This window comes from Helcobacillus massiliensis (assembly GCF_033106145.1).
Taxonomy (GTDB): Bacteria; Actinomycetota; Actinomycetes; order Actinomycetales; family Dermabacteraceae; genus Helcobacillus; species Helcobacillus massiliensis.
Window position 1 is genome coordinate 1,025,957 of the sequence record NZ_CP136959.1, and the last position, 19,516, is coordinate 1,045,472.

The 19,516-nt window shown below is 68.8% G+C and carries 16 protein-coding genes and 1 tRNA gene; 10 read left to right on the forward strand and 7 right to left on the reverse strand.

What is annotated here, in order from left to right; translation table 11 throughout:
• Positions 1–47: 47 nt before the first annotated feature.
• Positions 48–2,138, reverse strand: coding sequence for a transketolase (tkt, locus tag R3I40_RS04745; protein ID WP_239375366.1), 2,091 nt, complete (start codon positions 2,136–2,138; stop codon positions 48–50).
• Between the two features lie 354 nt (positions 2,139–2,492).
• Between tkt and R3I40_RS04750 the strand changes: the two genes are divergently transcribed.
• The 7 genes from R3I40_RS04750 to R3I40_RS04780 are packed head-to-tail and all read left to right on the forward strand — an operon-like array spanning position 2,493 to position 9,972.
• Positions 2,493–3,404, forward strand: coding sequence for a heme o synthase (locus R3I40_RS04750; RefSeq protein WP_317700121.1), 912 nt, complete (start codon positions 2,493–2,495; stop codon positions 3,402–3,404).
• 17 nt (positions 3,405–3,421) lie between these two features.
• Positions 3,422–4,411 (forward strand): site-specific tyrosine recombinase XerD, encoded by a 990-nt coding sequence (locus R3I40_RS04755; RefSeq protein WP_239375361.1) that lies wholly within the window; start codon positions 3,422–3,424, stop codon positions 4,409–4,411.
• Entirely contained in the window at positions 4,408–5,280 is an 873-nt protein-coding gene (locus R3I40_RS04760) for a ParA family protein (protein WP_239375359.1), read from the forward strand. Before R3I40_RS04755 ends, R3I40_RS04760 begins: the two co-directional genes overlap by 4 nt.
• Positions 5,281–6,174 (forward strand): pseudouridine synthase, encoded by an 894-nt coding sequence (locus R3I40_RS04765; RefSeq protein WP_285261586.1) that lies wholly within the window; start codon positions 5,281–5,283, stop codon positions 6,172–6,174. It begins immediately after the preceding gene.
• Positions 6,171–7,265, forward strand: a complete 1,095-nt coding sequence (locus R3I40_RS04770) for a prephenate dehydrogenase (RefSeq protein WP_285261587.1) — start codon at positions 6,171–6,173, stop codon at positions 7,263–7,265. Before R3I40_RS04765 ends, R3I40_RS04770 begins: the two co-directional genes overlap by 4 nt.
• Before the next feature lie 38 nt (positions 7,266–7,303).
• Positions 7,304–9,475 carry a bifunctional cytidylate kinase/GTPase Der gene (gene der, locus R3I40_RS04775; protein WP_285261588.1) on the forward strand — a complete coding sequence of 724 codons (2,172 nt, stop codon included), beginning with the start codon at positions 7,304–7,306 and terminating at the stop codon, positions 9,473–9,475.
• A gap of 2 nt (positions 9,476–9,477) precedes the next feature.
• On the forward strand, positions 9,478–9,972 hold the full coding sequence (locus R3I40_RS04780; RefSeq protein WP_285261589.1) for an NUDIX hydrolase: 495 nt from the start codon (positions 9,478–9,480) through the stop codon (positions 9,970–9,972).
• Positions 9,973–10,005: 33 nt separating this feature from the next.
• Here the strand turns inward: R3I40_RS04780 and dhaM are convergent, their stop codons facing one another.
• From dhaM to R3I40_RS04810, 6 genes are all read right to left on the reverse strand, one after another.
• The gene (gene dhaM / locus R3I40_RS04785) at positions 10,006–10,422 is read right to left on the reverse strand and encodes a dihydroxyacetone kinase phosphoryl donor subunit DhaM (protein WP_285261590.1); all 417 of its coding nucleotides are present in this window, start codon (positions 10,420–10,422) and stop codon (positions 10,006–10,008) included.
• Entirely contained in the window at positions 10,419–11,060 is a 642-nt protein-coding gene (gene dhaL, locus R3I40_RS04790) for a dihydroxyacetone kinase subunit DhaL (protein WP_285261591.1), read from the reverse strand. Before dhaL ends, dhaM begins: the two co-directional genes overlap by 4 nt.
• The gene (gene dhaK, locus R3I40_RS04795; protein ID WP_285261592.1) at positions 11,057–12,058 is read right to left on the reverse strand and encodes a dihydroxyacetone kinase subunit DhaK; all 1,002 of its coding nucleotides are present in this window, start codon (positions 12,056–12,058) and stop codon (positions 11,057–11,059) included. The genes dhaL and dhaK overlap by 4 nt, the downstream gene beginning before the upstream one ends.
• Before the next feature lie 89 nt (positions 12,059–12,147).
• Positions 12,148–14,286, reverse strand: coding sequence for a PhoX family protein (locus R3I40_RS04800; RefSeq protein ID WP_285261593.1), 2,139 nt, complete (start codon positions 14,284–14,286; stop codon positions 12,148–12,150).
• Positions 14,287–14,547: 261 nt separating this feature from the next.
• Positions 14,548–17,208: an asparagine synthase (glutamine-hydrolyzing) gene (gene asnB / locus R3I40_RS04805; RefSeq protein ID WP_183374389.1), complete on the reverse strand. Its 2,661-nt coding sequence runs from the start codon at positions 17,206–17,208 to the stop codon at positions 14,548–14,550.
• Positions 17,209–17,310: 102 nt separating this feature from the next.
• Positions 17,311–17,384 (reverse strand) — tRNA-Pro (locus R3I40_RS04810).
• A gap of 247 nt (positions 17,385–17,631) precedes the next feature.
• Here R3I40_RS04810 and R3I40_RS04815 point away from each other — a divergent pair.
• The 3 genes from R3I40_RS04815 to R3I40_RS04825 all read left to right on the forward strand — a co-directional run bounded on the left by R3I40_RS04815 (position 17,632) and on the right by R3I40_RS04825 (position 19,433).
• Positions 17,632–18,066 carry an FHA domain-containing protein gene (locus tag R3I40_RS04815; protein WP_183374391.1) on the forward strand — a complete coding sequence of 145 codons (435 nt, stop codon included), beginning with the start codon at positions 17,632–17,634 and terminating at the stop codon, positions 18,064–18,066.
• Complete coding sequence (ftsR, locus tag R3I40_RS04820; RefSeq protein WP_285261594.1) at positions 18,063–18,752, forward strand: transcriptional regulator FtsR; 690 nt, start codon at positions 18,063–18,065, stop codon at positions 18,750–18,752. The genes R3I40_RS04815 and ftsR overlap by 4 nt, the downstream gene beginning before the upstream one ends.
• Positions 18,753–18,857: 105 nt before the next feature.
• On the forward strand, positions 18,858–19,433 hold the full coding sequence (locus R3I40_RS04825) for a MerR family transcriptional regulator (RefSeq protein ID WP_183374395.1): 576 nt from the start codon (positions 18,858–18,860) through the stop codon (positions 19,431–19,433).
• Positions 19,434–19,516: the final 83 nt, after the last annotated feature.

Here is a 19,516-nt window from a genome sequence, read left to right on the forward strand (position 1 = left end):
TTCCCAGTCCTTTCGGGAGGGTCGTCGGGTGAGCGGGATGGTGCGGGTCAGTTGCCGGCAGCGGCGAGGGACTCCTTCGCCGCCTTCATCACGTTGTCGGCGGTGAAGCCGAACTCCTCGAACAGCAGGGCGCCGTCGGCGGACGCGCCGTAGTGCTCGAGGGAGACGGCGCGGCCGGCGTCGCCGAGGTAGCGGTGCCACGGCATCGCAATGCCCGCCTCGACGCTGACGCGCGCCTTCACGGAGCTCGGCAGAACCGATTCGCGGTACGCCTCGTCCTGCTCCTCGAACCACTCCATGCACGGCATGGACACGAGACGGGTGGGGATCCCGTCGGCCTCCAGCTTCTTCTGCGCGGCAGCGGCGTGCTGCACCTCGGAGCCGGTGGCGATGAGGATCAGCTGGGGCTCAGCCGACGCCTCCTTCATCACGTACGCGCCCTTGGCGAGACCGGCGGCGTCGGCGTACTCCTCGCGATCGAACGTCGGCACCGCCTGGCGGGTCAGAATGAGGCCGACGGGGCCGCGGTCCCGCTCCAAGAGGGCCTTCCACGCCTGAGCGGTCTCGGTCGCGTCAGCGGGCCGCACGATCGACAGGTTCGGGATCGCACGGTACGCGGCGAGGTGCTCGACCGGCTGGTGCGTGGGGCCGTCCTCACCGAGGCCGATGGAGTCGTGCGTCCACACGTAGGTGGAGGGCACGTTCATCAGGGAGGTGAGGCGGACAGCGCCGCGCATGTAGTCGGCGAACTGGAAGAAGGTGCCGCCGTACGGGCGGGTCAGGCCGTGCAGCGAGATGCCCGCGAGGATCGAGCCCATCGCGTGCTCACGGATGCCGAAGTGCAGGGTGCGGCCGAACGGATTGCCGGAGAAGTCCTCGGTCTGATGCTCGGTCGGGATGAACGACGGCTCCCCCTTCATCGTGGTGTTGTTGGAGCCGGCGAGGTCAGCGGAGCCGCCCCACAGCTCAGGAACCACATCGGCGAGGGCCTCAAGGATCTTCCCGGAGGCGGCGCGGGTGGCGATGCCCTTCTCATCGGCGTCGAAGGCGGGCAGGGCGTCGGTGAGGTCCGGCAGTTCACGCTTCTGCAGACGCTCAAGCAGCTCGGCCTTCTCAGGGTTCGCGCTCTTCCAGGCGTCGAACTTCTTCGCCCACTCATCGCGCTCGGCCTGGGTCTTCTCACCGCGGGCGCGGGTGTGCTCGAGCACCTCGGGGGCGACCTCGAAGTCCTTGTCGGGGTCGACCCCGATGTTCTCCTTCAGGCCGCGGATCGCTTCGGCACCGACGGCGGAGCCGTGGACGGACGCCTTGCCCTGCACGCCCGGCAGCGGCCAGCCGATCATGGTCTTCAGCTGGATGAAGGTCGGCTTGTCGGTGACCTTCTTGCCGTCCTCGATCGCCTGCTTGAGCGCGGCAACGTCCTCGCGGTACTGGCCACCGTTGCGCCAGTCCACGGTGCGCACATCCCAGCCGAGCGCTTCGTACCGGGCGGCGACGTCCTCGGTGAAGGCGATCTCGGTGTCACCCTCGATGGAGATCTCGTTGTCGTCCCAGATCACGACGAGGTTGCCGAGCTTCTGGGTGCCGGCGAGGGAGCTGGCCTCGTGGGAGACGCCCTCCTGCAGGTCGCCGTCGGAAGCGATGACGTAGGTGAAGTGGTCGAACGGGCTCTCACCGGCGGGAGCGTCCGGGTCGAGCAGGCCGCGCTCACGGCGCTGCGCCATCGCCAGGCCAACGCTCATGGCGACGCCCTGGCCGAGGGGACCGGTCGTCACCTCGACGCCGTCGGTCACGAAGTTCTCCGGGTGGCCGGGCGTCTTGGAACGGAAGGTGCGCAGCTGCTTGAGGTCCTCGAGCTCGAGGCCGACTCCGGCGAGGAACAGCTGGGCGTACTGGGTGATGCTGGAGTGGCCGGCGGAGAGCACGAAGCGGTCTCGGCCCAGCCAGTTCGGGTCCTTCGGGTCGTACGCCATGACGTCCTGGTAGAGGAGGTAGGCGGCCGGGGCGAGGCTGACGGCGGTGCCGGGGTGGCCGTTGCCGACCTTCTCGACGGCGTCCACAGCGAGGGTGCGGGCGGTGTCAACGGCGCGGCGGTCGAGGTCGGTCCAGCCCTCGGGAGCGATGAAGTCAGTGGTCATGAACAGTTTCCTTTCGGGAGTTTTTGGGCTCGGCCCGCTCGCGGCCGCCGATGCGGCGGGGGCGGAGGAGGAGCTCAGGCATCAGCGCATCCGAGCCTAACGCTTCCCACTCGGCTCACTCTGCGAGGTCCACGTCTCGCGCACCCTCTCATCACGGCAGGGCCGGGACCGAGTGGGCGTGACGTGCAACGCCCCTCAGATGCTGGCCCACCAGCGCAACCGCCGATACACTGGCCGGGCCCGTGGCCCTTGGAGCGCGGGTGTGTCGGACAGCGAGAAGACGAGGTCGGTGACGTGACGAAACCCGTGGACAGCCCAGTGCAGGCAGGGCCCGCCGCACCTGAAGCAGTGCAGGTGAGCGCGCCGCAGCGGCCCCGGTCCGTCAAGCGCACCGTGCTCAACTACGTGGCGCTGACCAAGCCGCGCATCATCGAGCTGCTGCTCATCACCACCGTGCCCACCATGTTCCTCGCGGCCGGTGGCTTCCCGCCGTTCCTGCTGATCCTCAACACGATCATCGGCGGCTACCTCGCCGCCGGCGGCGCCAACGTGCTCAACATGTTCTTCGACCGCGACATCGACGCGAAGATGAAGCGCACGAAGAACCGTCCCCTGGTGACCGGTGAGATCAGCCCCCGCGCCGCCGTCATCTTCGGCCTGGTGCTCTCGGCGCTGTCCACCGTGTACCTGTGGGTGCTGGTCAACGCCGTGTCGGCGATGCTCGCGCTCGGCGCCATCGTCCTGTACGTGGTGTTCTACACCCTGATCCTCAAGCGACGCACCAGCCAGAACATCGTGTGGGGCGGCGTCGCCGGCTGCATGCCCGTGCTGATCGGCTGGTCCTCGGTGACCGGGACCGTGTCCTGGACCGCGTTCCTGCTGTTCCTCGTCATCTTCTTCTGGACGCCGCCGCACTACTGGCCGCTCGCGGAGAAGTTCACCCGCGACTATGAACGCGCCGGTGTGCCGATGCTGCCGGTCGTGTCCTCCCGCCGGAACGTGGCGGTGCAGATGATCGCCCACACCGTCGCCATGGTCGCCTGCTCTCTCGCGATCATCCCTCTCGCACCGACCGGCCCGGTGTACGCCGTCGCCGCCATCGCCGTGGGCTCCTGGTTCCTCGCCCTGACCATCCGCTACGCCGTGCGGGTGTTCCAGGGCCGCACCGGCCGCGACCTCCACCCGATGGGGGTCTTCCACGCCTCCATCACCTACCTGACGCTGCTGTTCGTGGCGCTCGCGCTCGACCCGTTCCTGCGCTTCTGAGCCCCACCACCGGCCCCATGGACGAGCCCCTGCTCCGCGGATTCCTCACCCACATCCGCGTGGAGCGGGGGCTCGCCGCCAACACGGTCCGCGCCTACCAGCGCGACCTCACCCGCTACGCCCACTACCTCCGCAGCCAGGGCCTCGGCATCGCCGACGCCGGCAGCGAGCACATCACCGCCTTCCTCCAGGTCGTCCAGGAGGGGGCCGACGGAGGCCGTGCCCTCGCAGCGTCCTCAGCGAGCCGCATGCTCGCCTCCATCCGAGCCCTGCACCGGTTCGCGGAGGAGGACGGTGCGCGCAGCGATGACCCGTCGGCCCGTCTCACCGGTCCGGCGCGCCCCCTCGACCTCCCCGAAGCGCTCAGCATCGACGAGGTCGCCCGCATCATCGACGCCGGCTCCGGGCCGTTCACCGGCCGCCTCGCCGAGGAGCGGTCCCTGCGCAACCGGGCGCTGCTGGAGATCCTGTACGGCACCGGTGCCCGCATCAGCGAAGCGATCGGCATCGACCTCGACGACCTTCTGCTGGAGGAGAGGGTGCTGCGCCTGCACGGCAAGGGCGACAAGCAGCGCGCCGTCCCGCTGGGGTCCATGGCGATCGACGCCGTCACCGCCTACCAGGTGCGGGCCCGTCCCGTGTTCGCTCAGCGCGGCACCGGCGGCCCAGCCCTGTTCCTCGGCCACCGCGGCACCCGCCTCACCCGTCAGGCGGCGTTCACGATCGTGCACGACGCCGCTGAAGCAGCCAAGATCCCCGCGCAGGTCAGCCCGCACACGCTGAGGCACTCCTACGCCACCCACCTGCTGCAGGGCGGCGCCGATGTGCGCACCGTGCAGGAGCTGCTGGGGCACGCCTCGGTCACCACAACGCAGCTCTACACGCACGTGACACCGGACGCGCTGCGGGAGGTGCACGCCCTCGCCCATCCCCGGGCGCTGGACGCACCTTCGGCAGGTACGATGAACAACTGCACACCGACCGACGAGAATCAGGGAGCGACGTGAAGGACAGAAACGAACTCGAGCTCGAGCTCAGCTACGGCCCCACGGGACGCCCGCTGCCCGAGTTCCCCGAGCCGACTCCTCTGGACTCCCACGGACCCGCCCGCATCATCTCGATGGTCAACCAGAAGGGCGGGGTCGGCAAGACCACCAGCGTCATCAACCTGGGCGCCGCTCTCGCCGAGTACGGCCGACGGGTTCTGCTCGTGGACCTCGATCCGCAGGGTGCGCTGTCCGCCGGCACCGGCATCAACCCGTACGACCTCGACGTCACCGTCTACAACCTCCTGCTGGAGCGCGAGCACGACATCCGCGACGTGATCCAGGAGACCGGCACGGAGAACATGGACGTGCTGCCGGCGAACATCGACCTGTCCGCTGCGGAAGTGCAGCTGGTCAACGAGGTGGCCCGCGAGATGGCCCTCGCCCGCGTGCTGCGCCCCGTGGTCGACGACTACGACGTCATCATCATCGACTGTCAGCCGTCGCTCGGACTGCTCACCGTCAACGCCCTCGCCGCCAGCCGCGGCGTCATCATCCCGCTGGAAGCGGAGTACTTCGCACTGCGCGGCGTCGCACTGCTGGTGGAGACGATCGAGAAGGTGCAGGATCGCATCAACCCGGCGCTGGAGATCGACGGCATCCTGATCACCATGTTCGATCCGCGCACGCTGCACGCCCGCGAAGTGTGCGCCCGCGTGGTCGAAGCGTTCGACGACAAGGTGTTCCACTCCACCATCAACCGCACCGTGAAGTTCCCCGACGCCTCGGTCGCCGCCGAACCGATCATCTCCTTCGCCTCCTCCACGAAGGGCGCGGACGCCTACCGTCAGCTCGCCCGTGAACTCATCGCCCGGGGGAGCGCTGCCTGAATGACCCAGCCGAAGCGTCGCCGTCGCTCCAGCGACTTCACCGCCCCCAAGCAGATCCGCCTGCGCGACTCCGACGGCGCCGACCGTCCCGCTCCCGCGAAGGACGAGGACCTCGAGGACTTCGGCGGCTCCTGGGGCCCCGAGCCCGGTGACCAGGGGCCGACGGGGGAGCGGCTGCAGAAGATCCTCGCCCGCGCCGGCTTCGGGTCCCGCCGCGCCTGCGAAGCGCTCATCGCCACCGGCCGCGTCGCCGTCGACGGCGAAACGGTCACCACGCAGGGCGTCCGTGTGGACCCTGAGACACAGGTGGTGCACGTGGACGGTCGCCGCCTGCAGCTCGACGACACGAAGCTGACGATCGCGCTGCACAAGCCGCCGAAGGTGATGTCCACGATGGACGACCCGGAGGGCCGCCGAAGCCTCAACGAGTTCGTCGAGGAGTACCCGGTGCGGCTCTACCACGTGGGCCGGCTCGACTACGAGACCGAAGGGCTGCTGCTGCTCACCAACGACGGGGAGCTCGCCCACCGCCTGATGCACCCCAGCTTCGAAGTGTCCAAGACGTACGTCTGCCGCTTCGACCTTGACGCCCCGGAGTTCCCCCGCGGCATCCTCAAGCGGCTGCGCGACGGCATCGACCTGGAGGACGGCTCCGCGACCGCGGACCGCGCCGCCCTGCTCGCCCACAACGGCAGCGAAGCGCTCGTGGAGATCACCATCCACGAGGGACGCAACCGAATCGTTCGCCGCATGTTCGAGGCCCTCGGCCACCCGCTGACGGGCCTGGTGCGCACCCGCATCGGCCCCGTGCTGCTCAACGACCTGAAGTCGGGCCAGTCGCGTGAGCTCACCAACAAGGAGCTCGGCACCCTGATGGCGAGCGTCGGCCTGTGACCGTCCTGGTCATCGGCGCCGGGCTGATCGGCGGCTCCGTCGGCCTCGCCCTGCGCGCCCGCGGCCGCGAGGTCCTGGTCCGCGACTCCTCACCCGGCACCGCCCGCCTCGCCCGCGAACTCGGCGTCGGTGCCGATGAGGGGGAGTCGACCCCCGGCCTCGTCGTCGTCGCCACCCCACCGGATGTCACCGGGCGCATCGTCGTGGACGCGCTGCGGGAGTTCCCCGACGCGATCGTGTGCGACGTCGCCAGCGTGAAGGAGACGATCCAGCGCGCCGTCCTCGACGCCGCCGCAGCGGACCCGGACCTGGACGCCTCCCGGTACGTCGGCGCGCACCCCATGGCCGGGCGCGAGGTCTCCGGCGTGGTCGCCGCCCGCGGCGACCTGTTCCTCGGTCGCCCGTTCGTGCTCGTCCCGCACAACGGCTCGAGCCGGCGCGCCGTCGATGCGGTTGAGAGGCTCGGCCACGAACTCGGCGGCGTCATCGTCCGCTCCGAAGCCGCCGCGCATGACCTCTCCGTCGCCTACGTCTCCCACGCCCCGCAGCTGGTCGCGAGCCTGCTCGCGCGGCAGCTGCAGTCCGCCGCCGACGGGTCCCTCGCCCTCGCCGGGCAGGGGCTGCGCGACACCACTCGCATCGCCCACTCCGATCCGCGCCTCTGGGTGGAGATCCTCGCGGCGAACGCCCCCGCACTTCGGCCCATCCTGCGGGCCTTCCAGGAGGACCTGGGCCGCCTCGTCGGCGCGTTCGACTCCCTGTGCGACGCCGACGGGCAGGGCACGCCGCGGGCGGAGATCGCCCGCACCATCGCCGACGGCAACCTCGGTGTGGCCCGCATCCCCGGCAAGCACGGCGGCTCCGCAGATTCGTTCGCCGCGTTCACCATCCTCGTGCCGGACAGCCCCGGTGCCCTGGCGCGCCTGCTCAGCGATATGGGCGATGCGGGGATCAACATGGAGGACCTGTGGCTGGAGCATTCGATCGGCCAACCGGTGGGCCTGGCGCACATCAGCGTGCTGAAACGTGATGAGGGGCGCATGGTGGCCATGCTGGAGGAGAAAGGCTGGGCCCGCGCGGGCGAAGAGTAACTATCCTGGAGGCTGTTGCCGAACGAATTGGAGGACCAGTGGACCCCGTAACCATTGCGATCGACGGGCCCGCCGGCTCGGGCAAGTCCACCGTGTCGCGAGAGGTCGCCCTCGCCCTGAGCGGCGGCTATCTCGACACCGGCGCCATGTACCGCGCCGCCGCCTGGTCCTGCATGAAGGCCGGCATCGATCTCACTGACGAGAAGGCCGTCACCGAGCACGTCGGCGAGATGCCGCTGCAGATCATCACCGACCCGAGCGACCCGCGCGTCCTCGTCGGCGAGGACGACATCACCGACGCCATCCGCACCGAAGAGGTCTCCACCCGCGTCAGCGCCGTCGCGACGAACCCGCAGGTGCGGATCATCCTGCAGGAGCGGCAGCGCGCCCTGCTGTTCTCCACCGCTCACCGGCTCGGGTTCTGCGTCGCCGAAGGCCGTGACATCACCACTGTGGTCGCCCCGGAAGCGGACGTGCGCGTGCTGCTGACCGCCAGCGAAGAGGCCCGCATGGCGCGCCGCTCCCAGCAGCTGCAGCTCGAGGACAACGAGGAGACCGCGCAGCGCATGCGCGACCAGGTGCTGCGCCGCGACCGCGACGACTCCACCGTCTCGGAGTTCATGACCGCCGCCGAGGGCGTCACGACCATCGACACCACCCGCCTCAGCATCGACGACGTCGTCAACGCGGTGCTGGAGCTCGTGCCCGGCATCGAACTGGTCGACGACGATGACGACTGGGAGGACGACGACTGGGCGGAGGACGGCGTCGACGCCGACGACGTCCAGCGCACCCAGGCGCTGCGCGCGGGCCTGGACGACTACGACCTCGACGACGAGGACGCCGCCCTGCTCAGCGGGGAGTTCGCGGACTTCCCCACCGAACAGGAGCAGCGCCTCCTGCCCACCCTCGCGATCGTCGGCCGCCCGAACGTCGGCAAGTCGACGTTCGTCAACCGCATCCTCGGCCACCGCGCCGCCGTCGTCGAGGACACCCCCGGTGTCACCCGCGACCGCGTCTTCTACGAAGCGAACTGGGCGGGCCGCGACTTCATGCTGGTGGACACCGGCGGCTGGGAGGACCGGGTCGCCGGCATCGACCACCGTGTTGCCGAGCAGGCGGAGGCCGCGATCGGCCTGGCCGACGCGGTGGTGTTCATCGTGGACGTCCACGTCGGCATCACCACCACCGACGAACAGTTCGTGAAGGTGCTGCGCCGCTCCAAGAAGCCGGTGCTGCTGGTTGCGAACAAGGTCGATGATGAGCGCGCCGAGCTCGAAGCCGCGTCGCTGTGGAACCTGGGCCTGGGGGAGCCGCACATGGTGTCGGCGCTGCACGGGCGCGGCTCCGGTGACGTCCTCGACGCCGTCCTGGAGATCCTGCCCGAGGAGGGCTCCACCCCGGCGAAGCCGGACGGTCCCCGCCGCGTCGCCCTGATCGGCCGCCCGAACGTCGGCAAGTCCTCCCTGCTGAACAAGCTGGCGAAGGAGAACCGCGTGGTGGTGGACAACGTCCCCGGCACCACCCGCGACCCCGTCGACGAGGTCATCACCCTCGCCGGCCGCGAATGGACCTTCGTGGACACCGCCGGCATCCGCCGACGCGTCAACCAGACCGGCGGCGCTGACTTCTTCGCCTCCATCCGTACGCAGGCGGCGCTGGACCGTGCGGAAGTGGCCGTGGTGCTGCTGGAGGCGACCGAGACGATCTCCACGCAGGACATGAAGATCATTGACATGGTCCTCGAGTCCGGCCGCGCCCTCGTCCTCGCCTTCAACAAGTGGGACCTGATCGACGAAGACCGCCGCAAGGAGCTCGAGTGGGAGATCGAGAAGGACCTCGCGCACGTGGCGTGGGCTCCCCGCATCAACATCTCCGCCGAAACGGGCCGCCACACCGACAAGCTGGTGCCGGCGCTGGACCGCGCCCTCGAATCGTGGGATGCGCGCATCCCCACCGCGCGCCTCAACGCGTTCCTCGGCACTCTGGTGGCGGCGCACCCGCATCCGCTGCGCGGCGGCAAGCAGCCCCGCATCCTGTTCGCGACCCAGGCGCGCTCCCGCCCGCCCCGGTTCGTCATCTTCGCCTCCGGGTTCCTCGAGCACGGGTACCGCCGCTTCATCGAACGCCGCCTCCGGGAGGACTTCGAGTTCACCGGATCGCCGATCGAGATCTCGGTGCGGATCCGCGAGAAGCGCAAGCGGCGCTGACCATGACGACCCCCGATTTCATCCTCGCGCTGCGGGAGAAGGTCGGCACGGCGCCGCTGTGGCTGTCCGGCGCCACGGCGGTGGTGCTGACCCCGCAGCGGGACCGCGCCCTGTTCGTGCGCCGCTCCGACAACGGCGAATGGACCCCGGTCACCGGCATCATCGACCCGCTGGAGCATCCCGCGCGGGCGGCCCTGCGGGAGATCGAGGAGGAGACCGGGGTGCGGGCGCGGGTGCTGCACCTGGCTGCGCTGGACACCGTCGGCCCCATGACGTACCCCAACGGCGACGAGGCGAGCTACCTCGACCTCGCGTTCGTGTGCGAATGGAAGGCGGGGGAGCCGCACCCGGCCGACGGGGAGAACACCGAGGCGCGCTGGTTCCCGGCGGATCAGCCGCCGCCGATGAATGATCGCTTCACCCGCGTGTATGCGCGCGCCCTCGAGCAGCTCGAGAACGGCGTCACCACCACGGACCTGCCCGACGACGTCCGCTGACGGCGCGGCGCCGCCCCGGCTGAAGCCCGCGCCTCAGGAGGCGATCTGCGACCGCTTGGCCTCCGCGGCCCGACCCGCTTCCTCAGCGACCGCCTGAGCGCCCGCGCCGGCGGAGGCGGTGACGACCGCACCGATCAGGCCCTCCACCAGCGGCGCATCCGACAGGATCACCCGCTCGGCGACCTGCGGGTCCAGGAACTCCAGCGCCATCTGAGCGGACACCACGGCGGAGCCGATGTCGCACAGCACCACCGCGCCCGGCGCGTCCTCACCGGAGGTGACGGTCTCGATCGCGGCAGAGATGGCGGCGGCGTCGGTGCCGGTGGATCCGTCGGCCGTGCCCGCCGCGATCTCGATCGGCGGGCCCTCACCGCGCACCATCTCCATCGCGAGGTCCACGGCGGCGCGCGCCAGGGCGGGGGAGTGGGACACCACCACGATGCCGGTCATGCTGCTGCTCCCACGGCGGCCTGCAGCGCTTCCAGCAGCAGCACCGCGGACTGCGAACCGGGGTCGATGTGCCCCTTCGCCCGCTCACCCACATAGGAGGCGCGGCCCTTCGTGGCGACCGAGTCGATCACGGCGTCCCGTCCTTCACGCGCGGCTGCGACCGCCGCGGTCAGCATCGCAGTGATATCCGCCCCTTCGGCTGCCGCCTCCTTCGCTGCGTCAGCTGCGGGCCGGAGAGCATCGAGCATCGTCTTCTCCCCGACCTCCGCCTTTCCGCGCTGTGCAACACCAGCCGCTGCGGCGTCGAGGGCAGCGGCGAGCGCTTCGGCATCGAGATCGGCGGCGTCGCCAGCGCCCTGGGCGAAGCGGAGGAAGAACGTGCCGTACAGGGGACCTGAGGCACCGCCGACGGCGGAGACGAGCGACATGCCGACCTTCTTCGCGAGCGCAGCGGGCGTCTCGAACTCAGCGTCGGCGACGGCGTCCGCAGCGGCGCGCATCCCTCGCTTCATGTTGGTGCCGTGGTCCGCATCGCCGATGGCGGCGTCCAGGTCCGTCAGTTCTGCGGCGTGCTCAGCGAGGGAGTCGGCGGCAGTGCTGATCCAGGCGATGAGTTCAGACGTGGTGAGGGTGCTCATCGGGCACCTCCCATCGTGAGTCCGGGCGTGGAGGCGGGGGCGTCCCACAGGTCGGCAAGGTCGTCGTCCAGGCGCAGCAGGGTGATCGAGCAGCCGGCCATGTCGAGGCTGGTGATGTAGTCCCCCACCAGGGAGCGCTGCAGGGGGATCTCCGCTTCGCCCAGGACCGCCGCCGCTTCCTTCGCTACGACGTACAGTTCGATCAGCGGGGTGGCGCCCATACCGTTGACGAACAGCAGCACGCCGCCCTCACCGGGCAGTTCTGCGAGCAGCGGGTCCATCAGGGTGCGGGTGATCTCGGTCGCGCTCGTCAGCTTCTCGCGATGGCGACCCGGCTCACCGTGGATGCCGATGCCGATCTCCACCTCGTCGCTCGGAAGGTCGAAGCTGGGCTTGCCGTTCGCGGGGACGGTGACGGAGGTGAGCGCCATGCCCATCGAGCGGGACGCCTCAGCGGCGCGACGCGCGATCTCGGCGACCTGCTGAAGGCTGTCACCGCGTTCGGCTGCTGCGCCGGCGATCTTCTCCACCAGCACGGTGGCGCCCACGCCGCGGCGCCCCGCGGTGAAGGTGGAGTCCTCGACGGCGACGTCGTCGGCGATGACGACGGTTTCGATCTCGATGTCGGATTCGGCGGCGGCGAGTTCGGCGGCCATCTCGAAGTTCATGACGTCACCGGTGTAGTTCTTCACGATGAACAGGACACCGGCGCCGCGGTCAGCGTGCTTCGCCGCGGCCATGATCTGGTCCGGCACGGGGGAGGTGAACACCTCCCCGGAGCAGGCGGCGTCGAGCATACCCTCGCCGACGAAGCCGGCGTGCAGGGGCTCATGGCCGGAGCCGCCGCCGGAGATGATCCCGACCAGGCCCTCCTTCTTCGGGTGGGCGCGGTGGATCACGCGGTGCTCGGCATCGAGCTGCAGGGAGGGGTGGACGGCCGCCATGCCCGCGAGCGCATCATCGACGATGGTCTGGGGAGTGTTCATCAGGTTCTTCATGACACCAGCCTACGTCTCTGTGACTGTGAGCACAGTGACGCAGGCTGGTGGTGGGCGCCGGTGGCAGCGCCGGATCTCAGGGCTGAGGATCAGTGCTTCTTCCGGCCCTTCCCATTTCCCTTGCCCTTGCCGTGACCGGGCTTGTCCTTGCCCTTGCCGGGCTTCTGATCGGCGTGGTCGGGGCGGTTGCCGCGGCGCGGCAGCACCTGCACCACGGTCGGGCGGGGACCGGTGCCGTTGTAGTCCGGGAAGAAGGAGTGCTGGTCGGCGAAGGTGCCGTCCTCACCGGGGTGCTGGACGGACACGAACACGGACTCGTCGCGGTCGTGGACCACGGGGCCGCAGGTCTCGCCTTCGCGCGGCACGGACAGGAACTGCTCCACACGGCCGCGCTCCTCGCCCTCCAGGGTGACGCGGAAGAGGCCGTCGTTGTAGCCGATGCCGCCGGGGGCGCCGTCGGTGGAGATCCAGAGGTTGCCGACGGAGTCGAAGGCGACGTTGTCCGGGCACGAGATCGGGGAGACCTTGTCCACCGGGAATCCGGAGAAGTACACCGGGTCGCCCTGCGCCGGATCACCGGCCACCAGGAGGATGTTCCACGCGAAGGTCTGCGACGCCTGGTCGCCGAGCTCGTCGATCTCGATCACGTGGCCGTCGCGGTTCTTCGCGCGCGGGTTCGCTTCGTCGGCGGGTGCCTTGCCGGCGGCGCCGCGGTCGGAGTTCTTCGTGCACGCCATGTACACCTTGCGGCTCACGAGGGACGGCTCGACATCCTCCGGGCGGTCCATCTTCGTGGCGCCGACGGCGTCCGCGGCAGCGCGGGTGTTCACCAGCACCTCCTCCAGCGTGAAGCCCTCAACGGCGGACTCGCCGTCCTTCACCAGGACGATCCACTCGCCGGAGCCGTCGAAGGCGCCGTCGGAGGGGAGCTCGGCGCTGCCGGTGATCTCAGCGGCGGGGGAGTTGCCGGTGAAGCGGGCGACGTACAGGTCGCCCTTCTCCAGCAGGGTCATGTTGTGGGCGCGATCGCCTTCGCAGTAGCGGTCAGCGGAGACGAACTTGTAGAGGTACTCGAATGCCTCGTCGTCACCGGTGTAGGCGACGGCGCGGCCGTCCTCACCGATGATGATGTTGGCGCCCTCATGCTTGAGGCGTCCGAGAGACGTGTGCTTGCGGGGTGTGGAGGTCGGGTCCCACGGATCCACCTCGACGATGTAGCCGAAACGGTTCGGTTCGTTCTCGTAGCCGTCGATGCGGGAGTCGAAGCGGTCGTACTTCTTCTCCCAGCCGCGGGCGGTGCCCTCGGTATTGGTGACGCCGTAGCGCTTGTTCGACCCGTAGGAGGCGCTGCCCAGGAAGTAGCTGTGGAAGTTCTCCTCACCGGAGAGGATGGTGCCCCACGGGGTGAGGCCGCCGGAGCAGTTGCCGAGGGTGCCGAGCACGCGGCGCCCCTCCGGATCCTCCTTGGTCTTCACGGCGTCGCTGCCGGCGAGGGGGCCGGTGAGTTCGAAGACCTCGTCGAGGAGGATGCGGCGGTTCAGCGGGGCGTCGACGATGGGGGAGTAGGGGCAGGTGCGGTTCTTGCGCTCCAGCTCCACCACGGACAGGCCGTGAGCGGCCATACCGATCTCGATGACATCGTCGTCGCTGGTGCCCTCGGGCAGCATGATCTGCTCGTTGGTGTATTCGTGGTTGGCGAACATGACGGCCTTCTTCCCGGCCGTGCCCGGCTGCTCCTGGATCGCGGAGTAGTCGTTGTTGTAGCCGAAGGCGCGCTTCTGCTGTTCGGCGGACTGCTTGGCCCAGTCGAACTCGGGTGCGTCGGAGAACAGGCGGTCGCCCCAGCGGATGACGGTGTGCCAGTCGAAGCCCTCGGGCACGGTCAGCTCATCCACGGTGTGCTCGACCGGGGCGATGGCCTCGAAGCGGAGCTTCGAGCCGCCGGGGGCCGACGGCTTCAGACCGAAGGCGGCGCCGGGGGCCTCGGCAGCGGTGGCAGGAGCAGCGCCCTGGGTACCGGCGGCGGCGATGGCGACTGCGGCAGCGGCGCCGCCGCCGAGGAGGGCGCGGCGGGAGAGGGCGCCGGAGGCGACGTCGCGGAAGTAGGAGTTGTCGGAAGTGTTGCACAGTGCGCCGACGCACTGGTTGCCGCACTTGAGCGCACAGGTGACGGCTGAGCGCTTCCCGGCGACGTGGTCCTTCATCAGCAGGGGCAGACGAATGGGCATGGGGGAGAGATCCTTTCGACGGTGACCGGCGCTTCTGCGCACGGCCGCCATCGATGCTGGACCCCGCGGGTGACCCGATGCCCACACTGCGGTGACCGATGGGTAAACAAGCGGCATGAGATCGGCAATGGGTATTGCCTGCCCGTGACGGAACCGCTAGCCCCGTTATCGGAGCGTGACGAAGGGCCCGGGCAGTCGGCATATGCCGCCCGCTCCGGGCCCCGTCGGCTTCCCCCGGTCAGGGCGGGGGAGGCGTGGTCGTCAGTCCTGACGGATCACGATCGCCAGCGGCGTCTGCTGACGCCCCTGGCCCAGCGGGTTGTCCGCGAACATCGCACCGAGGGCCGCTTCGGTGTCGGACACGTCCGAGCCGAGCACGTTGCGGCCGAGGTCGTTGGCGTCCATCACGACAGTGCCCTGGAATCCGGCGAGCACATCCGCGGGCAGATCGAGGCCCCGCACCATGGCGCTGAGGCGGCGGGCCACCGCGTCCGGGTCCTTCGGCGGCAGCTTTGCGGATACGTTGGACGGGTACGCGGAGTACTCGGTGGGGCCGTCGATCGCGCGGACGTTCGCGCCGGCGAGGTCGTAGAACAGGCCCTTGCGGCCCACCAGCTTGCCGACTGCTCCGGCGAGCGCAGCACCGGCGATGCGCGGCAGGCCGGCTTCACGGATCGCCAGCTCCATCGTGAACGGGCTGCCCAGGCCGATGCCGGCGGGGGTGCGGGTCACGAATCGGCTGAGCACGTTTGCGCCGATGGACGGCTTGATCTCCCACGTGAAGTAGGAGCGGCCCTGGGAGATCGCGATGATCTTCTCGCTGATGAACAGATACCAGTCCTTGCCGGCGGGAAGGTCCTCCGGCTTCGCCTGCTGGGCGAAGTCCGCGAGGTACTGTTCGGTGAAGTCCTCGATGCGGGTGTCGCGGTCCACCAGACCGGTCTGGATCGGGTAGCGGCGGTAGGTCTTCTGATCGTGACTGGAGCGGATGTCCAGCTCCTTGCCCGGGTTCGCAACGAACGGGCTCTTGTGCTCGATGACCTTCTCCGCCTTCTTCTCGGCAACGCCGTTCGCGGGGTCGATGAACTGGCGCATCCACAGCTCCACGTTCAGAATGCGCCAGAACAGAAGAGTCCCGTGGTTCTTCGGATGCTTGATGTAGTCCTCGAACAGGGCGATGACGGTCGGAGCATCGAAGTAGGGACGGGAGGCGAACGAATCCGACTTGAAGATCGCGTACAGGGAGTTCTTGATGCGGACGAACCACTCCTGCTCCGGGGTCGTGAAGCCGATCTTGTTGCGGCGCTTGGAGATCATGTCCGGCAGCACCGGGTCCATGGACTCGCGCAGGATGCGCTTGTTCCAGCCGTCGGAGAGGATCGCGTCCTCGCTGAGGGTGAACAGGTAGCGCATGAGCTCCTTGTCCACGAACGGGACGCGGCCCTCGAGGCTGAAGCGCATTGTGTTCTTGTCCTCGTAGCGCAGCAGCGACGGCAGCGAGTTGTGGAACGTGTCCTCGATGAGGCGCATCTTCAGGTTGTCCGAGACGGAGGAGACCTTCTCGTTGCGGAAGCGCTCAGCGAACTCGCTGTTGAGCAGCGGCTCCATGCTGGTGGTGTTGCGCAGACGCATCTTCGCCATGAGCAGTTTGCGGGCGATGTCGCGGGAGCGGAACATCTCCTTGGCGAGGGCGAAGAACTGCTTGCGGGCCTTCAGCTGTCGCCAGTACACGTAGTAGTACGGGTTGTAGCCGGCCATCATCTCGTCCGCGCCCTGGCCGTCCAGCAGCACGGTGACGTGCTTGGTCGCCTCCCGCATCACCACGTACTGGGCGTACGGGCCGGTGGAGATGATCGGCTCCTCCTGGGTGCGCACGAAGTCCTCGAGGTCGGTGAGGAAGCTGCTGGCGTCCGGGTGGATCTTGTGCGCGGCGATCTGGCCGTCGTACCGGTTGAGGAGGGAGTCCACGTAGGCCTCCTCATCGTTGTTCGACTTCGGGAACACGGCGCTGAAGGTGTTCTGGCGGGAGCCGACGGAGTCGTACACGTCGTCGTCACCGCCCTGCTTGAGGTGCTCGGCGATGACGGCCGCCACGGCGGAGGAGTCGAGGCCGCCGGACAGGGACGTGCCGACGGAGACGTCCGCCTGCAGGCGCATGCGGATCGACTCGCGCAGGCGCTCACCGTACTCGTCCCGGACCTTCTCGGAGTAGGGGGTGCCAGGAGTCTTCGCCAGCTCCTTCAGGTCCTCTTCGAGGGTGGTGTACTTCTCGGCACTGAGCCCGCCCTCGGTGATGGTGACGACCTCACCGGAGCGGACGCGGCGGATGTCCTGGAAGAAGGTCTCATCGCCTTCGTCCTGCACTCGGAACTTCAGGTAGCGGTAGACGGCGCGGTCGTTCGGCTGGGGCGTGAACTGCTCAGCGGCGAGGATCGACTTGATCTCGGAGCCGAACAGGAGGCGGCCGCTCTGCTCATCGAACCAGTAGTAGACCGGCTTGATGCCGAAGTGGTCACGAGCGATGACCAGGGTGTCGGTCTGCGTATCCGCGATGGCGATGGCGAACATGCCGTTGAAGCGGTCGAACGCCTCGGTGCCCCACTGCATGTAGGAGTGCAGCACGACTTCGGTGTCGCTCGCGGTGGTGAAGGTGTGGCCGAGGGCGGTGAGCTCCTCGCGCAGTTCGGTGAAGTTGTAGACCTCGCCGTTGTACGCCATGGCGTAGCGCCGGTCCTCGCTGTAGAAGGGCTGGGCGCCGCCTTCGTGATCGATCACCGACAGGCGGCGATGCGCCAGGCCGATCGATCCGCCGGTGAAGGTGCCCTCGCCGTCAGGTCCGCGATGGCGCTGCGCATCGTTCATTCGGGCGACGATGTCGCCGGTTGAGGCACCGAAGCCGAAGCTTCCAGCGATTCCGCACATAGATTGTGGCCTTCCTTAGCAGGACTATCCGATTTCCCGATTCTATCGGGGTGAAACAGCAGAGGCGGCCAGGAAAACTCCTGGCCGCCTCTGCATCCACGGTCGGGCTGACAGGATTTGAACCTGCGACCCCACGACCCCCAGTTGTGTGCGCTACCAAACTGCGCCACAGCCCGTGGTCGAACCTCCGTCAACTATAGCGAAGCCCCTGGCCCGGGGCGAATTGAGCTGACGTGACGCTCAGCACCCGTCGGCCGGCAGTGCGTTCTGGGCCCGATGGGAGGGCAGAATGCCCCGATCGAGGCCGATCAGGGCAAAGTCTCCCTAAAATCGGCCACTGTAAGCGCCTTTGCAGGCCTCGGCATGACAAGATGGAACCTCCCGGGCGTGGATCCGCCCGCTTGGCCGACAGAAGGAGAGAACATGTCTGACACGTTCGATGCACTGGACCCGTCGACGCAGACCACTGCTCTGTCCCCGTTGGCGGATGTCGACTTCCCCGATGAGCAGGAGCGCGGGCTCAGCCCGAAGGAGCGCTCCGCCGTTGACGCACTGCCGGCGGACTCCGCTCTGCTGATCGTGCGCAAGGGCCCGAACCTGGGTGCCCGCTTCCTGCTGGACGCGGAGAAGACCGTGGCCGGCCGCCACCCCTCCTGCGACATCTTCCTCGACGACGTCACCGTGTCCCGGCGGCACGTCGCATTCCTCCGTCACGGCGGCCAGTTCGTCGTGCGCGACATGGGCTCACTCAACGGCACCTACGTGGAGCGCGAGCGCGTCGACGAGGCGACCCTGGTCAACGGCCAGGAAGTGCAGATCGGCAAGTACCGAATGACCTTCCACCAGATCGTCTCGTGAGCGCCGCCCACAAGCATCGCGCCTCAGCGCTCGTCAGCATCGGGCAGGTCCGCGCGCAGCTGCGCGAGGAGTTCCCCGACCTGACGCACTCCAAACTCCACTTCCTCGAAGCGGAGGGCCTTATCGAGCCGGTGCGCACCGCATCCGGCTACCGGAAGTACTCCGCAGCCGACGTCGATCGCATTCTCCTGGTGCTGCGCGCTCAGCGCGACCTCTTCTGGCCGCTCAAGGTCATCAAGGAGCACCTCGACGAACTGGACCGTGACGGTTCGCCCGTGCGCAGCCTCAGTGTGCGCGCCCTCAGCGAGGGAGAGCGACGCCCCGCGGTCCGGCTCAGCCGACGCGAGCTCGCCCGAGAGGCCCGAGTGTCGGCCGCCTTCGTCACGGAGATGGAGGAGTACGGGTTTCTGGTGAAGGATGCGCCCGTCTACGACCAGCAGGACCTCGACGCGGTGACCGCCTGCCGCGACCTGGCCGAGCACGGCCTGCAGCCGCGCCACCTCTCGCTGGTGCGCTCCTCCGCACAGCGTCAGGCCCATCTCATCCAGTCGGTGCTCACCCCCTCCTCGCACCGCGATGACTCCGTGGCCGAAGGCGAGGCCGAGGATGCGCGAGCCAGTATGTCGGCGTCGCTGACCTCCCTGCACACCGCTCTTCTGACCAGCGCACTGAACCGCTCGCACTGAACGCGACACGTCGGCGCTGCGTGATTCCCAAAACGGGCCCGGAGTCGGTAGGCTGAGCCCTGTGCCGACCACCTTCCCCGACGGGCGGCACCACCTGGAGGCACCATGAACAATCAGAAGAATCCGCGGTCGGCTCAGAGCACCATCCCGGCTGCTGAGCAGGGCGTCCTGTTCGATGATCTCGTCGACACCCCCGGTGAGCTCGGCTACCGCGGCCCCGCCGCCTGCAAGGCCGCCGGCATCACCTACCGCCAGCTCGACTATTGGGCGCGCACCGGCCTGGTGGAGCCGTCGGTCCGCTCCGCCACCGGCTCCGGTTCACAGCGCCTGTACGGCTTCCGCGACATCCTCGTGCTCAAGGTCGTGAAGCGCCTCCTGGACACCGGCGTGTCCCTCCAGCAGATCCGTGTCGCCATCAACGCGCTGCGCGAACGCGGCGCTGATGACCTCGCCCAGATCACCCTGATGAGCGATGGCGCCTCCGTCTACGAATGCACCAGCGCCCAGGACGTGTTCGACCTCGTGCAGGGCGGCCAGGGCGTGTTCGGCATCGCCGTGGGCCGGGTGGCCCGCGAAGTGGAGAACGACCTCGCGATCCTGCCCAGCATCGACCCGGCGGACGACGCCGGCGCCCTCCTGCGCGACGAGCTCGCCGCCCGCCGCGCACGCCGCGCATCCTGATCGTCAGCGGTCGCCCGCGAGCGGCCGCGCACAGCAGAAGACCCCCGCTTCCTCCAGGTGCGGGGGTCTTCTCGTTTCGTGAG

Excerpts from the sequence above, each read along its gene's own strand:
- R3I40_RS04825 (WP_183374395.1), top strand. The coding sequence starts at position 18,858 with ATGAACAATCAGAAGAATCCGCGGTCGGCTCAGAGCACCATCCCGGCT.
- R3I40_RS04780 (WP_285261589.1), top strand. The coding sequence starts at position 9,478 with ATGACGACCCCCGATTTCATCCTCGCGCTGCGGGAGAAGGTCGGCACG.
- R3I40_RS04815 (WP_183374391.1), top strand. The coding sequence starts at position 17,632 with ATGTCTGACACGTTCGATGCACTGGACCCGTCGACGCAGACCACTGCT.
- dhaL (WP_285261591.1), bottom strand. The coding sequence starts at position 11,060 with ATGAGCACCCTCACCACGTCTGAACTCATCGCCTGGATCAGCACTGCC.
- dhaK (WP_285261592.1), bottom strand. The coding sequence starts at position 12,058 with ATGAAGAACCTGATGAACACTCCCCAGACCATCGTCGATGATGCGCTC.
- R3I40_RS04755 (WP_239375361.1), top strand. The coding sequence starts at position 3,422 with ATGGACGAGCCCCTGCTCCGCGGATTCCTCACCCACATCCGCGTGGAG.
- asnB (WP_183374389.1), bottom strand. The coding sequence starts at position 17,208 with ATGTGCGGAATCGCTGGAAGCTTCGGCTTCGGTGCCTCAACCGGCGAC.
- dhaM (WP_285261590.1), bottom strand. The coding sequence starts at position 10,422 with ATGACCGGCATCGTGGTGGTGTCCCACTCCCCCGCCCTGGCGCGCGCC.
- R3I40_RS04800 (WP_285261593.1), bottom strand. The coding sequence starts at position 14,286 with ATGCCCATTCGTCTGCCCCTGCTGATGAAGGACCACGTCGCCGGGAAG.
- tkt (WP_239375366.1), bottom strand. The coding sequence starts at position 2,138 with ATGACCACTGACTTCATCGCTCCCGAGGGCTGGACCGACCTCGACCGC.
- R3I40_RS04765 (WP_285261586.1), top strand. The coding sequence starts at position 5,281 with ATGACCCAGCCGAAGCGTCGCCGTCGCTCCAGCGACTTCACCGCCCCC.